Source organism: Rathayibacter rubneri, from assembly GCF_023743255.1.
GTDB lineage: Bacteria > Actinomycetota > Actinomycetes > Actinomycetales > Microbacteriaceae > Rathayibacter > Rathayibacter rubneri.
Genome location: NZ_JAMRYM010000089.1, coordinates 1 through 14,000 on the forward strand (window position 1 = coordinate 1; position 14,000 = coordinate 14,000).

Consider the following 14,000-nt stretch of genomic DNA (forward strand, 5'->3'; position numbering starts at 1 on the left):
CGGGGCACCATGAAGGTGTACGGGATCCGGAGGAACACGATGACTGCTGCACCGCCCACCACCACCTCCCCCATCACCGTCACCGCCTCCGGCCTCACCCGTCGGCCCGGCCGGTGGATCGACGGCTGGAATCCCGAGGACCCCGCGCAGTGGGCGGCGGAGGGACGCTCCGTCGCCTCCCGCAACCTGCGCTGGTCGATCTTCGCCGAGTTCCTCGGCTTCGTCGTCTGGCAGCTCTGGTCGGTCGTCGTCGTGCAGCTGCCGGCGGCGGGCTTCGACTTCACTACGGGGGAGATCTTCTGGCTCATCTCGATGCCGAGCCTCGTCGGCGCGACCCTCCGGATCCCGTACACCTTCATGGTGCCCCGCTTCGGCGGGCGCAACTGGACCATCGTCTCGGCCGCGCTCCTGCTCATCCCGAGCATCGGCCTGGCGCTCGCGGTCGGGAACCCCGAGACGCCCTTCGGCGTGATGCTGCTGATCGCGGCGCTCGCCGGCTTCGGCGGCGGCAACTTCGCCAGCTCCATGGCGAACATCACCTTCTTCTACCCGCACGCCCAGAAGGGCTACGCGCTCGGGCTGAACGCGGCGGGCGGCAACCTGGGCGCGGCCGTCGCCCAGCTGGTCGTGCCGATCGCGATCACGATCGGCGCCGCGGCGACCGTCAACCTGCCGCTCGCAGGCTGGATCTGGGTGCCGCTGATCGTCGTCGCCATGATCGGCGCGTACAAGCGCATGGACAACCTCTCCACCGCCAAGGCCGACGTCGCCGCCTCGCTCGCCGCGCTGCGCGAGCCGCACCTGTGGATCCTGGCCGTCCTCTACATCGGCACCTTCGGCTCGTTCATCGGCTTCGCCGGGGTGTTCCCCAAGCTCATCGCCGACACCTTCCCCGAGTACTCGACGTTCGCCATCGGCTCCGCGACGCTGACGCTCGCGTTCCTCGGCGCGCTCGTCGGCTCGCTCTCCCGCCCCTACGGCGGACGCCTCGCCGACCGCTTCGGCGGCGCCCCGGTCACGATCGCCGCGTTCATCGCGATGGGCGCCGGGATCATGGGAGTCATCGCGACCCTTCCGCTGGGCAGCTTCTGGCTCTTCCTGCTTGGGTTCCTCGTGCTCTTCGCCGCGGCGGGCATCGGCAACGGCGCGACCTACCGCATGATCCCGACCGTCTTCGCCCTGCGGGCCCGGCAGTCGGGAGGCGACGGAGTCGGAGCGCAGCGCACGGCCGCCGCCGCCCTGGGCCTCATCTCGGCCATCGGCGCCTACGGCGGCTTCGTGATCCCGCAGCTGCTGGGCTTCTCGAAGACCGCGTTCGGCGACTACACGACGGCGCTGGGCTGGTTCGTGGCCGCCTACGCGGTGATGCTCGCGATCACGGCGGGCGTCTACCTCCGCCTCGCCGCGAAGACGGGGACCAGGATCTGACGATGCCGACCGCCGCCGCACCGACCCTCCCGCAGGCCTCCCCCGCGGGCGTCGACTCCCACTGCCCCTACTGCGCACTGCAGTGCGCGATGACGCTGACCCCGGTCGACGCTCCGGCGCCGATCGCGGTCAGCGGGCGGGAGTTCCCGACGAACCGGGGCGGGCTGTGCGCCAAGGGCTGGACGGCGGCCGAGCTGCTCGCGAGCGGGCAGCGGCTGCGCGCTCCGCTGATGCGCGGCGCCGACGGAGCCTTCGCGGAGGTGTCGTGGGAGCGGGCGCTGGACGCGGTGGCCGAGGCGGTCGTCTCGACCCGCGTCCGCCACGGCGCCGACGCGGTCGCGGTGTTCGGCGGCGGCGGTCTCACCAACGAGAAGGCGTACCAGCTGGGCAAGTTCGCCCGGATCGCCCTCGGCACCTCCCGGATCGACTACAACGGCCGGTTCTGCATGTCCTCGGCCGCCGCGGCGGGCAACCGGGCGTTCGGAGTCGACCGGGGGCTGCCGTTCCCCGTGACCGACCTCGACGAGGCCGACACGGTCCTGCTGCTCGGCTCGAACGTCGCCGCCACCATGCCGCCCTTCCTCGCGCACCTGGCCGGAGCGCGCTCGCGCGGCGGACTCGTGGTCGTCGACCCCCGCCGCTCCGCCACCGCCCGCCTCACCGAGGACGGCGCGGGGATCCACCTCCAGCCCGCACCCGGCACCGACCTCGCGCTGCTGCTCGGACTCACCCACCTCGTGCTCGCCGAGGGGCTGGCCGACGCGGAGTACCTCGAGGCGCGCACGACCGGGTTCGACGCGGTGCGCCGCAGCGTCGCGTCGTGGTGGCCCGAGCGCACCTCCTCCGTCACCGGCGTGCCGGTCGAGCTGCTGCGCCGCACCGCCCGGCGGCTCGCCGAGGGCCGCTCCTACGTGCTCACCGGCCGCGGAGTCGAGCAGCACGTCGACGGCACCGACACCGCGACCGCGGCGATCAACCTGGCGCTCGTGCTCGGCCTCGTCGGCCGACCGGGCTCGGGGTACGGCACCCTCACCGGGCAGGGCAACGGCCAGGGCGGCCGCGAGCACGGCCAGAAGGCCGATCAGCTCCCCGGCTACCGCTCGATCCGCGACCCGGAGGCGCGACGCCACGTCGCCGGGGTGTGGGGGGTCGACGAGGCGTCGATCCCCGGGCCAGGACTCCCTGCCGTCGCACTGCTGGGCGAGCTCGGCCGCTCCGTCCGCTGCCTGCTCGTGCACGGCTCGAACGTGGTCGTCTCGGCGCCCGACGTCGACGCGGTGCGGGCGGGGCTCGCGGCGCTCGACACCCTCGTCGTCTGCGACTTCTTCCTCTCCGAGACGGCCGCGCTCGCCGACATCGTCCTGCCCGTGCCGCAGTGGGCGGAGGAGGAGGGCACGATGACCTCGCTCGAGGGCCGCGTGCTGCGCCGCCGCCGCGCCCTCGAGCCGCCGTCGGGCGTCCGCAGCGAACTCTGGATCCTGAGCGAGCTCGCCCGCCGGCTCGACGCGCCCTCGACCTGGTCGACCGTGCCGTCGGAGGTCTTCGACGAGCTGGCCCGCGCCTCCGCGGGCGGGCCGGCCGACTACTCCGGCCTCTCGCACGCCCTGCTCGACACGGGAGTCGCGGCCTACTGGCCCTACCCCGCCGGCAGCTCCGGCACCCCGCGGCTGTTCGGCGAGCGCTTCGGCCACGCCGACGGCCGGGCGCGGATGGTCGCCGTGTCGGCCGCCGACCGCTCGGTCGTCGACCGCGGCGACGAGCTGACGCTGATCACCGGGCGCTACCTGCAGCAGTACCAGTCGGGGACGCAGACCCGCCGGGTCGCGGAACTCGACGCGGCCCGGCCCGAGGCCCGGCTCGAGATCCACCCGGCGACCGCGTCGCGGCTGGGCGTGCGCGACGGGGCGCCCGTCTCGATCGGCAACGCGCGCGGCGTCGTCACGGCCCGCGCGAGCGTGACCGCCGACATCCGGCACGACACCGTGTTCCTGCCCTTCCACTACGCCGGTCGCGAGTGCGCCAATCTGCTCACCGAGGCGGTCGTCGATCCGATCTCGTCCATGCCGGAGTTCAAGCGCACCCGGGTCTGGGTGCGCGCGGAAGGAGCGTCCGATGCCGTCTGACCGCCACCCCGAGCGCGTGGTCCTCGTGGGCTACGGCCCCGTCGGCGCGCGCTTCGTCGAGGAGCTGCTGCCCGCCGTCCGCGCCGGCTCCGTCGCACTGACCGTCGTCGGCGCCGAGAGCGACGACGCCTACAACCGCGTGCTGCTCGCCGAGTACGCCGTCGGCCGGGCCGAGCGCGAGCGACTCGACCTCGGCGACCGCGCGGTGGCGGAGGAGGCGGGCGTCGTCTTCCGTCTCGGGACCGCCGCGGTCGGCCTCGACCGCGCGCGCAATGTCGTGCGCCTGCACGACGACGAGCGCCTCGCCTACGACCGCCTCGTCTTCGCCACCGGCGCCCGCGCGAACGTGCCCACGCTCGCCGGGATGGAGCGCGCGCGCCGCGACCGCCGGGTGCGCTCGGCGTCCCCCGGAACGCTCGACGTCGGCGCCGCTCCGCTGCCCGACCGCGTGGTCGCCCTGCGCGATCTCGCCGACGCGCGCACCGTCCGCGAGGCCGTGCGCGCCGGCTCCCGCATCGTGGTGCTGGGCGCGGGAGTGCTGGGGGTCGAGTTCGCGCTCGCGGCGGCCGAGCAGGGCGCCGAGGTCGTCGTCGTCTACCACGGCGACATCCCCATGGGCCGCAACCTCGACCACGGCGGCGGGCGGATGCTCGCCGCAGCGGCACGCGCGGCCGGGCTCGAGATGGTCTCGCACGCCCGCTCCGAGAGCATCCTGCTCGCGCACGACGACCTCGGCCGCGCGCACTTCCAGGCGCTGGTCTGCGCCGACGGCAAGCAGATCGAGGGCGATCTGCTCGTGCTCTCCTGCGGAGTCGGAGCGCGCACCGAGCTCGCGGCGGGCGCCGACCTCGCCGTCTCGACCGGGATCCTCGTCGACGAGCACCAGCGCAGCTGGAGCGACCCCGACGTCTACGCGATCGGCGATTGCGCGCACGTCGCGCCGCGCGGCTCCGCTCTGCCCGACGGCCGCGTCGAGGGCGGGCCGAGCGGACTGATCGGGCCCGGGTGGCAGCAGGCCGACCGCCTCGCGGCCCGGATCACCGCCGAGTCCGCGGGCCGGGAGGCGGACGAGCGGGTGCCCGAGGCGCGGCCCGCCGTAGTGATGCTGAAGGCCGACGGCGTCGACCTGGTGGCCGGCGGCGACCCCACTCCGGAGCCGTGGGACGCGGCCCCCCACTCCGCCTCGTGCGCCGACCACGCCGAGGTGACGGTCTGGGCCGACCCTGCCCGCGGCGGGTACGCGAAGCTCGTGACGGTGGGCGGAGTGCTCCGCGGCTTCGTGTCGGTGGGTCTGCCGCGGGTGGGCGCCGAGCTGACGCTGCTGTTCGAGCGCGGCTCCGAGCTGCCCGCCGACCGCTCCAGCCTGCTGCGACTGGACGCCCCGGATGCGGGCGCCGCGCCCACCGGCGACCCGTTCGCGCCCGACGCCACAGTCTGCTGGTGCAACGGCGTCTCGGCCGGCACCATCGCCGAGGCGGCGGCCGCCGGGAACGACACGGTCGCGTGCATCGGCACCGCGACCCGTGCGGGCACGGGCTGCGGCGGCTGCACCGGCCGCATCTCGGAGCTGCTGGCGCGCACGGCCGTCCCGGCCTGAGCGCGGCGGAGAGGCGCCGCCGCGACGCTCCTCACTCTCCGCCGTGCTCGCCGATGACCCGACGGGCCAGCGTCAGACGCTCCTCCCACTCCGCGTCCTCCGCCGCGAGCGCCGCCTCGTTCTCCCCGAGGAACGCCACCTGATAGGCGGCGACCACGTCGACGAAGGTCTGCGCCGCCCCCGTGCTCTGCAGGCAGTCCACCTGGTCGAGTGCGGCACGGATCCCGGATTCGCTGTCGGCGGCCTCGGCGAGGACCGGCGAGTAGGGCGTCCAGGCGTCGTCGAAGGTCCACCCGCGCTCCTGAATGCAGCCCCGGTAGCCGAGGAGGGCCGCCCGCCACACCGGATCCGATTCCGCCCACTCCCAGCTCTCGGCGGTTCCGCGCGCGAGCACCGAGTCGGCCGGAGACGGCTCAGCGAGTGCCGCAGCCGCCTCGTCGGACTCGTCCGGGCAGGCGAGCACGACCTCGTAGGCGACTCTCTCGGCACGGTCCCGTCCCACGCGAGCCGTGCCGACGTGAGCGGATCCGAGGCGGGGCCGAGGCCCGTCCTGAGAGCCCGCTCGCGGGTCCAGACCCCGAAGAAGTTCAGATCGCCCAGGGTCGTGGGCGGGAAGTCGAGCACATCGACGAGAGCGACGTCGACGCCGCGCTCCGCGGCGCAGTCCTCGGTCAGGAGATCGGATGCCCGCTGGATCCGCTGCCGGCCGAGAGCGTCCGGGCCGAAGGCGTCGAGCGGAAGACGCACGGTCTCGGAAGCCGGGTCGAGCACCGCTGCGCCGGGGACGACGACGATGTCCGGTCGGGCGTGATCGGAGCGGTCCGACGGCGCGCAGCCCGCGAGGGGGAGTACGCCGCTCACGAGGGCGCACGCTGCAACAACGGCAGTGCGTCGGCGCTGGCGCATGCGCTCAGTAGACGGTCACGCTCGAGATCTGGTCGTTCCAGGTGCCGCCGTCCGGTCGCCGTTCGAACTGCAGCCGCAACGGCTGCGCTGGAGCGAGGCCCCCCGCGATCAGGGAGACGGTTCTCGGTCGGATCGAGCCGGTCTGCTCGGTGCGTCGGATGCTCATGCTGTCTGCCTCTCGTCGTGTGACACGAATCCAAGCACACTCCTGTATGGCCATCCACGGATGGCGCATCCCGACGGGTGCCAGTGCCCGGTCCTCGCCGACGGCAGAGGGAAGGGGAGGCCAGGCGCATGCCCGGCCTCCCCTTCGAGAGTGCGCGCGGATCAGGCGCGCGAGGTGCGGCGCTTCACGGCGAGCAGCGACACGGCACCGGCGAGGAGCAGCGCGGCGCCACCGGCGGCGAGCCCGGCCGTCTCGACGCCGGTGCTCGCGAGCGTGCCGCGTCCGGTCTTCCCGGACGTCGTCACCGCCGCGGGAGTCGACGGGGCGACGGGAGCCGCCGTGGCGGTCGGCGCCGGCGTCGCGGCCGGGCCCTCACTGGAAGCGCCGCCGTCGAGGGTCGCGGCGGCGATGAGACGTCCGTACTCGTCGTACGAGGCGTAGGTGTGCGGCTCGGTCGTGAACTCCGCGGGGATCGTCTGCGTGTAGGCGCCGCCGGCGATGACGGCCGTGCCGATCTCCTTCGGCTCGGAGTAGAGGTAGCTCGTCACCTCGAGGCCGTCGAGGTCGCCCGGCGTCTCGTCGCTGAACTGCAGTCCGCTGACGGTGAGGTCGAAGGCCACCCCCGTCTCGTACTGCGCGGGCGCGAGGTCGTACTCGCCGACGGCGATCAGGCCGCCGTTCTCGAGGGTGTCGAGACTCGGCACGTCCGGCGTCGGCGCCTCGCCGACGAGCGTCTCCTCGTAGGTGACGGCGTCGATCGTCCAGCTCACGGTCTCGCCGCGGTAGGCGAACACCTCGTACGTCTCGGCGGGCGGGTCGTCCCGCGGGTTGCTGGGGTTCGTCAGGTAGATGTCGACCGGACCGGCGTAGGTCGTGACGGCCCCCGTGCCGTCGGTGTCGAGGGACCCCGTCGTCCAGCTGATCGACCCGCCCGACCCGGGCACCTGGAAGCCGGCGACGGCGGTCCAGCCCGCCCACTCCGGACCGAAGTCCAGCTGCACGGTGCCGCCGTTGGCGGGGATCCCGTCGTTCTCGGCGGCCGCAGCGGGCCCTGCTCCGAGGAGCACCCCCGCTGCGCCGATGGACAGGACGAGGGCGGCCCCCAGGCCGCCGGTGACAGTGCGCGCGCGTGAGTCCACGTGCTTCCCCCCGGATGATGCTGATGTCGCTGCGGCGCAGATCGGCCGCTCAGGGCGATCATCCGCGTTCGCTCAGCCGACCGCAAGGCCCCGCTCATGGAGGGTCCCGAACGCTCACCTCCGCAGCTCGCGCGCCGGTTCGACGGCCGCCGAGCGCCGCGCGGGGATCAGGGCCGCCGCTCCGCCGACGAGCGCGCCGAGCAGCGGACCCTGCACGAGCACGCCGACCGCGAGCACCGGCGTCCAGCCCTGACCCGCGGAGGCGGCCAGCACCACTCCGATCCCCACTGCCGTGCCGAGGCCCCCGCCGACCAGGCCGGTGAGCGCGCTCTCGAGCACGAAGAGCGCACCGATGCCGGCCCGGGAGGCGCCGAGCGCGCGACGCAGGCCGATCTCAGACCGTCGAGCGGCCACCGCGCTCCAGACCGAGGCGGAGGCACCGGCGATCGCGAGCACCAGCAGCACCGCCCCGGTGGAGCGCACCAGCTGCTCGAGCTGAGCGGTGATGCGGCTGCGCAGCCCCGCGAGGTCGGCGGCTCGTCCTTCAGCGTCGTCGGCGCCGGGGACGACTCCGAGCCGCTCGGCCGCCTCGAGACCGACGAGCGCGATCGAGTCGGCCACCGGCGCCGGAGCCGCGAGAAGGGCGCCGACCGAGGCGGGCGCCGTGACGAGGCCGAGTGCCGCGACCGCGTCGCCGCCGAGCGCGACCACCGGCACGGAGCCCGCCGAGGCGTCGAGGACGGCGTCCGGCGCGCGGGTCACCGGCGCCCGCAGGTCGGAGACGTCCCAGCGCAGCCCGACGTGCAGGACGCCGTCGAGCGCGGCGAGGCGTTCGGCGTCGGCCTCGGCGACATCACGGTCGGCGGAGGTCGGAGTGATCCGCACCAGGGAACCGGCCGCACTGCGGACCGACTCGTCGACCTGGCGCGCTGCCGTCACCGTGAGGGCGTCGGCGGCCACCAGCCCTCCGGCGCCGATCGCCACGATCGCCACGGCGACCAGCGCGCGGGAGGGCCTCGCCAGGAGGCCGAGCACCGCGTCCGACAGGAGCGCGGCCGAGCGGCGCCGCGCCCGCGGCGGCACAGGGAGGGGGACAGCCGCGTGCACGACCGCCGCGGGCACCGGCGCGGCCGGCCCCTCGAGGCGTCCGCGCCGCATCGAGAGGTGCCGGTCCGCGCGGGCGGCGAGGCGCGAGTCGTGCGTCACGACGACGAGCGCCATCCCGCCGTTCCGGAGCGACTCCAGGACCCCCACGATCCCGTCGCCCGTCTCCTCGTCGAGGCTGCCGGTCGGCTCGTCGAGGAGCAGGACGCTCGGCCGGTGCACGAGGGCGCGCGCGAGGGCCACGCGCTGGCGCTCCCCTCCGGAGAGCAGCTCCACGCGGGTGAGCGCCTTGTGCGCCAGCCCTACTTCGCCGAGGACCCGGAGGATGCGCTCGCTCCGATCGTGCGGGTCGAGCCTCGCGGCGTTCAGAGCGACGTTCTGCGCCGCCGTCCGGCCGGGCAGCAGGTGCGGGTCCTGGAAGACGAAGCCGAACCGCTCGCCGCGCAGCGCGTCGAGCCGCCGACCGCTCATCGCGGCGGTGTCGATTCCGTCGACGCGCACAGCTCCCGCATCGGGGATGTCGAGGAGTCCGAGCACGCTCAGGAGCGTCGACTTGCCCGAGCCGGACGGGCCCGTGATCGCGACGAACTCGCCCGCCTCCACGGTCAGGTCGACGCCGCGCAGCGGGTGGTTCTCGGCGTCGAAGCGGCGCTCGAGGGCGAGGCACTGCAGAACCGGCACCGCGTCAGCCGATCACGACGGTGTCGCCGACGGCGAGGGCGGGCTCGCCCGCGAGCAGCGCCCAGCCGTCGGCCACGGCACGGACGTCGACGTCGACGCGCCTCGGACCGCCGTCCTGCTGGACCAGCACGAAGGTGGTGGCGCCGTCCTGCCGCAGCGCCGTCGCCGGCACTCCGATCCGCTCGGCGCCCCGCTCGCCGAAGGTCAGCGACACGGAGGAGCCGGCAGCGAGAGCCGCGCGGTCGCCCTCGGCGACGAGCACCGTGACGTCGTAGCCCGGCGGCGCGTCGTCGACGGCCGGCGCGAACGGGCCGATGCTCTCGAGCGCACCGGCGACGCGCGCACCGGAGGCCGGCTGGACGACCGTGACGGCCGAGCCCGCCGCCAGGGAGTCGACGGTCGCCGCGTCGACGCGGGCGACGACCCGGTCGATCGGCACGGTCCAGGTCATCACCGCTCCCTCGGACGGGACCACCGAGTACAGGGTGGGCGCTGTGCCGACCGTGAAGTCGCTGCGGTCGAGGTCGACGACGTCGGCGAAGGGCAGCCGACCTCCTCGGGCGCCGGGTGACGCGACCGCCGGCACCGGAGTCGCGGTGCTCGGAGGCGCGCTGCTCGGAGTCGCGGTGCTCGGAATGACGGCGACCGGCGCGGCGACGACGTCCGGGCCGCGCGGGGCGCGGTAGCCGCGGTCGGCGTAGAACGCGGCGAGGGAGGCCGCCGTGTCGCCGTCGAACGCGTCCTCCTCGGGATCGGCCGCGTACCCGAGCCGGGAGAGCGCGCCGTTCAGGGCGAGGACGTCCGCTCCCTCGTCGCCGCGGACGAGGTCCCGGTAGTGCGGTCCGTCGAGCGCCAGCGCGAACACCGGGGACTCGGCCACGGCGAACAGGAGCGCCCCGTCGACGACCGCGGAGCCCGGGCCGAGCGGAGCGGCGGTGATCTACGCCGACGCGGCTCCCGCCGGAGCCGATGCGCGCACGTCGACCGACGTGCCTCCTCCGACGGTGCCCAGGGCCGTCGGCACGGGCATCGTCCGGGTCTCGACGACCCCCGTCGTCGTGAGCGAGCGGAGGCCGTTGTCGTAGGCCGCGGCGTCGGGCGCGCGGAGGGCGAGCCCCGCGAGGAACGCCGCGGCCATCGCGCCGAGCACCACGGCGACCACGACGACCACCGTCCAGGGGCGCGGGCCGAGGCGGAGCCGGGGAGTGTCAGTGCTCACTGATCACCCTCTCGGCGAGCGCGACGCGCTCCCGGGTCTCCTTCTCCTCCGCCACCAGTGCTCCCTCGTTCTCGGTGATGAACGCCACCTGGTACGCCGCGACCACGTCGACGAACGTCTGAGCGGCGCCCGTCTCCCCCAGGCACTCGACGTGATCGAGCGCCGCGCGGATCCCCGCCTCGCCATCGGGCTCACCGGTGATCGTCGGGAGGTAGGGGCTCCGCGACGCGTCGTAGACGTAGCCGCGGTCGCCCATGCACCCCTGCAGGCGCCCGAGTGCCTCCTGCCAGACCGCGTCCTCGCTCGCCCAGTGGAAGCTCGACGAGCGGCCGCGCTCGACGAGCGACTCCTCCGGGCCCCGCTGCTCGAGCACCGCCGCCTCCTCGGTCATCACCTCGGGGTCCAGACAGTCCATGATCGCCGCGTAGGTGTCGGCCGGCATGGCCTCGTCCTCCGCTCGGCTAGCCTCGGCCCGATCGTCGGCCGGCGGGGCGAGCCCGGTCCGCGCCGCTCGCTCGGTCGTCCAGGGCCCGAAGTAGTTCAGCGACCACTGCGTCGACGGCGGGTACTGCAGGACGTCGATCAGGGTGAGCTCACGACCGGACCGGTGCACGCAGTCCTCGATCAGCAGATCGGAGGCGCGGTCGAGCAGCCGGCGCTCCCGCGGATCGAGACCATAGGTGTCGATCGGTCCGCGCATCGTCCCGGTGGCCTCGTCGAGGACGGCGGCGTCCGGCACGATCTCGACGGCGGGACGCTCCCCGTCCGCGGCATCCGGCCCGGCGACGCACCCGCTGAGGACCAGGACCGCGACCGTCGCCGCCAGGACCCGCACAGCCTTCACCATGGATCAGTACGCCGTCACGCTCGTGATGCGGTCGTTCCAGACGCGAGGGCGTGCGGGCAGTGCGAAGGGGGTGCGTCGTGCCATGGCGAGGGCCTCTCTCGATGGATCGCTGTCGATCGAGACGAGGAAACCACATCCTCGTATGGTGGCGTCGTCCGGCGCGGAACGTCCGGCGCCCGACGACCGGGGGTGTCAGAGCCCGCTGTCGACCACCTCGGCCATCCGCCGGGTCAGCGCGCGCAGCTCGAGCTCGACGCCGCGGAGGCGCTCCTCGGCACCGTCCGCTCGGTGCTCGGACTCGCGCAGGCGGTGCGCCGACTCCTCCGCCACCGAGGCGGTCGTCTCGGCGAGCGCGGTGCGGAGCTCCTCCGTCGCCTCCCGCAGCGCGGTCGTGTCGGCGTGCAGCGCCGTGAGCTCCGCGCGGACCGCCGCCAGCTCGTCGCGCAGAGCGGCCGTCTCGGCGCCCACCTCCTCGGTGCGCAGGCGCGCCTGCTCGAAGTACGGCGCGACCAGGCGGTGCACCGCCTCCCGCAGCGCCAGCCCGCCCCGGCCGAGCCTGGTCGGCACGGAGCCGGGTGCGTCCCGGTACTGGTCCTCAGTGGTCATCGTCGTGCTCCCGTCCGGAGAGCCGGCGGTGGAGCAGATCCATCGCCCGGCGGTCCTTGTCCATGATGGCGGCCTCGAGGCCGGTGTCGGCGGTGCGCTCGGAGAGATCGCCCGGCCGCGACCGCCGCGCGAGGGAGCGCTCGATCAGGTCGATCGACCGCTCGAACGAGAGCGGGCCGCGGGCAGCGGCGCGTCCCCGGCGGCCGAGCGCCTCGAGGTCGGTCTCCCCCGAGACGACGTCGCGCATGGCGCCGAGCAGCGCCGCGGCGGTGCGCGGGATCTTGACGCAGTCGACGCCGTCGATGAGGAACTCGGCCACTCCGCTCGTCCCGGTCACGATCGGCACGCAGCCCGCCGCCGCCGCCTCGACCGGGGCCACCCCGAACGCCTCGCCGGACCAGGTCGGGAAGAGGAACGCGTCCGCTCGGCCGTGGGCCGCGAGCCCCTCGTCGCGCGGTCGGGCGCCGTGGAACTCGACGATGCCGTCCAGGCCCGCCGCGAGCGCGCGGGCGCGGTAGCCGTCGACGTCGCCGTCCCCGTACAGATCGACGCGGAAGTCGCGGGTCTCGCCCGCCAGCGCCGCGGCCGCCTCCAGCACGAGGTCGACGCCCTTGTGCTCGCCGAGCGAGGCGGCGAACGTGAAGCGGGTCACGCCCCCGGCGCGGTAGCTCCGCGGGGCGTCGGAGTCGGGCGGCGTGCTCACTCCGCGGCCGATGACCTCGACGTCGCCGAGGAGGCGCCCGCCCGCCTCGATCGAGTCGACGAGGGCGGAACTGACTGCGACGATCTCGCCGCGCGCGAAGTGGTCCGGGGCGTCGGCTCCGTAGACGGCGAGCACGGGCTCGGGCAGGCCGTCGACGAGCTGGTTCGGGACCCGGTCGCCCAGGTTCCACATCCAGGGCGCGTCGACGGTGCGCAGCAGGTCGATCAGCGCCAGACCGCCGAGGCCGACGAGGTTGAAGGCGACGACGTGGGTCGGGGCGAAGTCGCGCAGCTCCTCGAGCAGGATCCGCGTGTTCTCGAACCGCGACACCGCGCTCTCGTGGTGCATCAGCTGGGCGATCTCGCCGCCCGTCCGCGGCAGCGGGAAGTAGGTACGAAGGCCCAGCGTGCGGTGCACCTCGACGGGCGAGGGCTCGGGAGGAAGGTAGGTCGGCGTGGTCAGCACTCGCACCGAGTGGCCGCGCGCGGCCATTGCCTCCGCCACCCGCGCGCAGGTCATCTCGTAGCCGCCGAGCACCTGCGGAGGGTAGAGGTTGCTGACGAAGAGGAGGCGCATCATGCGGTCGGGTCCTGCCGATCGGGAGTCGCGTCCCCGGCGATCCGGGCCGTGACCTCGGGCGTGTAGGCCGCTCCGGCCTGCCTGTCGTTGCCGCCGTCCCAGTAGTTCACGAGGTAGAGGCCGGTCTGCTGGGTGCGGGGGACGAAGGGGAAGAGCTGGGCGGTCGGCTCGATCTGGGCGACGCGGTAGCCGGCGTCGACCGCGCGCACGTGCAGCCAGATGTCGTCGGCGTCGGGGGCGACCTCGCGGAAGGCGTCGCCGTGGCGGGCCACCTCCTCCATCAGGGCGCGGGGGAACAGCTGACCCGAGACCGAGGTGCCGAACACGTCGAAGCCCGCTCGAGTCGCGGCGACCGGCTGCCAGCTCGTGTACGGGGCGACGGCGCCGTCGACCACTCCGACGCGGTGGGCCCGGTAGCAGAGCACCGTCTCGCGCGGGTAGCGGGAGCGGGCGTCGAGCAGGCCCCGGAGCCACCGGCGCGGGTAGACGATGTCGTCGTCCGAGGTGACGAGATCCCGCTCCGCCGCACGTCCCGACAGCAGGTGCGGGTAGTACTTCGTGTGCACCCGGTAGCCGCTCTCGACCAGCCGCACCTCGAGGCCGCGCCGCTGCAGCCGTCGGAGCGGCCGCGGGAGATCGGTGGCGAGGGCCGCGTCGTCCAGCCACAGCACCAACCGCGCCGGGCGGGCGTCGCCGCGGGCGATCGACTCCAGTGCCACGTGCACGCGCCCGATGCGGTCGCCGTGCGTCGTCATCGTGACCACGACGTCGCCTCCGGGGTCGACGACCGGGCGGCGCGAGAAGCGGTTCGCGAGCGCCAGGCCCAGCAGCTCGCGGCGGAACGCGAGCGAGGAGGGGTGGTCGATCGGACGCGCCGCCACGGCCGCCGCCCGGCGCTCGCG

The 14,000-nt window shown here is 74.6% G+C and carries 13 protein-coding genes; 3 read left to right on the forward strand and 10 right to left on the reverse strand.

Translation table 11 applies throughout. From position 1 onward, the window contains the following. Positions 1 to 39: 39 nt before the first annotated feature. From NB037_RS15710 to NB037_RS15720, 3 genes are read left to right on the forward strand one after another with little or no spacing between them, the layout of a single operon-like run. Entirely contained in the window at positions 40 to 1,428 is a 1,389-nt protein-coding gene (locus NB037_RS15710; protein ID WP_372490769.1) for an MFS transporter, read from the forward strand. A 2-nt stretch (positions 1,429 to 1,430) separates the two neighbouring features. After that, complete coding sequence (locus NB037_RS15715) at positions 1,431 to 3,551, forward strand: molybdopterin oxidoreductase family protein (protein ID WP_251947337.1); 2,121 nt, start codon at positions 1,431 to 1,433, stop codon at positions 3,549 to 3,551. Beyond that, positions 3,541 to 5,148 carry an NAD(P)/FAD-dependent oxidoreductase gene (locus tag NB037_RS15720; protein ID WP_251947340.1) on the forward strand — a complete coding sequence of 536 codons (1,608 nt, stop codon included), beginning with the start codon at positions 3,541 to 3,543 and terminating at the stop codon, positions 5,146 to 5,148. Before NB037_RS15715 ends, NB037_RS15720 begins: the two co-directional genes overlap by 11 nt. Positions 5,149 to 5,179: 31 nt before the next feature. Here NB037_RS15720 and NB037_RS15725 read toward each other — a convergent pair whose 3' ends face one another. The 10 genes from NB037_RS15725 to NB037_RS15770 form a co-directional block, all read right to left on the reverse strand. Continuing rightward, positions 5,180 to 5,650 (reverse strand): hypothetical protein, encoded by a 471-nt coding sequence (locus NB037_RS15725; protein ID WP_251947344.1) that lies wholly within the window; start codon positions 5,648 to 5,650, stop codon positions 5,180 to 5,182. Between the two features lie 408 nt (positions 5,651 to 6,058). Continuing rightward, positions 6,059 to 6,220, reverse strand: a complete 162-nt coding sequence (locus tag NB037_RS15730; RefSeq protein WP_251947347.1) for a hypothetical protein — start codon at positions 6,218 to 6,220, stop codon at positions 6,059 to 6,061. A 161-nt stretch (positions 6,221 to 6,381) separates the two neighbouring features. Further along, a complete protein-coding gene (locus NB037_RS15735; RefSeq protein ID WP_251947350.1) occupies positions 6,382 to 7,359 on the reverse strand; it encodes a hypothetical protein in 978 nt (325 codons plus the stop codon). A gap of 114 nt (positions 7,360 to 7,473) precedes the next feature. Next, positions 7,474 to 9,144 (reverse strand): ABC transporter ATP-binding protein/permease, encoded by a 1,671-nt coding sequence (locus NB037_RS15740; RefSeq protein WP_251947352.1) that lies wholly within the window; start codon positions 9,142 to 9,144, stop codon positions 7,474 to 7,476. A 4-nt stretch (positions 9,145 to 9,148) separates the two neighbouring features. Continuing rightward, the gene (locus NB037_RS15745; protein ID WP_251947355.1) at positions 9,149 to 10,024 is read right to left on the reverse strand and encodes an RND family efflux transporter; all 876 of its coding nucleotides are present in this window, start codon (positions 10,022 to 10,024) and stop codon (positions 9,149 to 9,151) included. 60 nt (positions 10,025 to 10,084) lie between these two features. Then, the gene (locus NB037_RS15750; RefSeq protein ID WP_251947358.1) at positions 10,085 to 10,363 is read right to left on the reverse strand and encodes a hypothetical protein; all 279 of its coding nucleotides are present in this window, start codon (positions 10,361 to 10,363) and stop codon (positions 10,085 to 10,087) included. Next, positions 10,353 to 11,207 carry a hypothetical protein gene (locus tag NB037_RS15755; protein WP_251947361.1) on the reverse strand — a complete coding sequence of 285 codons (855 nt, stop codon included), beginning with the start codon at positions 11,205 to 11,207 and terminating at the stop codon, positions 10,353 to 10,355. The genes NB037_RS15750 and NB037_RS15755 overlap by 11 nt, the downstream gene beginning before the upstream one ends. A gap of 195 nt (positions 11,208 to 11,402) precedes the next feature. Then, a complete protein-coding gene (locus NB037_RS15760; protein WP_251947365.1) occupies positions 11,403 to 11,816 on the reverse strand; it encodes a hypothetical protein in 414 nt (137 codons plus the stop codon). After that, complete coding sequence (locus NB037_RS15765) at positions 11,806 to 13,098, reverse strand: glycosyltransferase family 4 protein (protein WP_251947370.1); 1,293 nt, start codon at positions 13,096 to 13,098, stop codon at positions 11,806 to 11,808. The genes NB037_RS15760 and NB037_RS15765 overlap by 11 nt, the downstream gene beginning before the upstream one ends. Next, the coding region (locus NB037_RS15770) for a hypothetical protein (RefSeq protein WP_251947373.1) at positions 13,095 to 14,000 on the reverse strand (906 nt) is incomplete at its 5' end. The genes NB037_RS15770 and NB037_RS15765, both read right to left, overlap by 4 nt.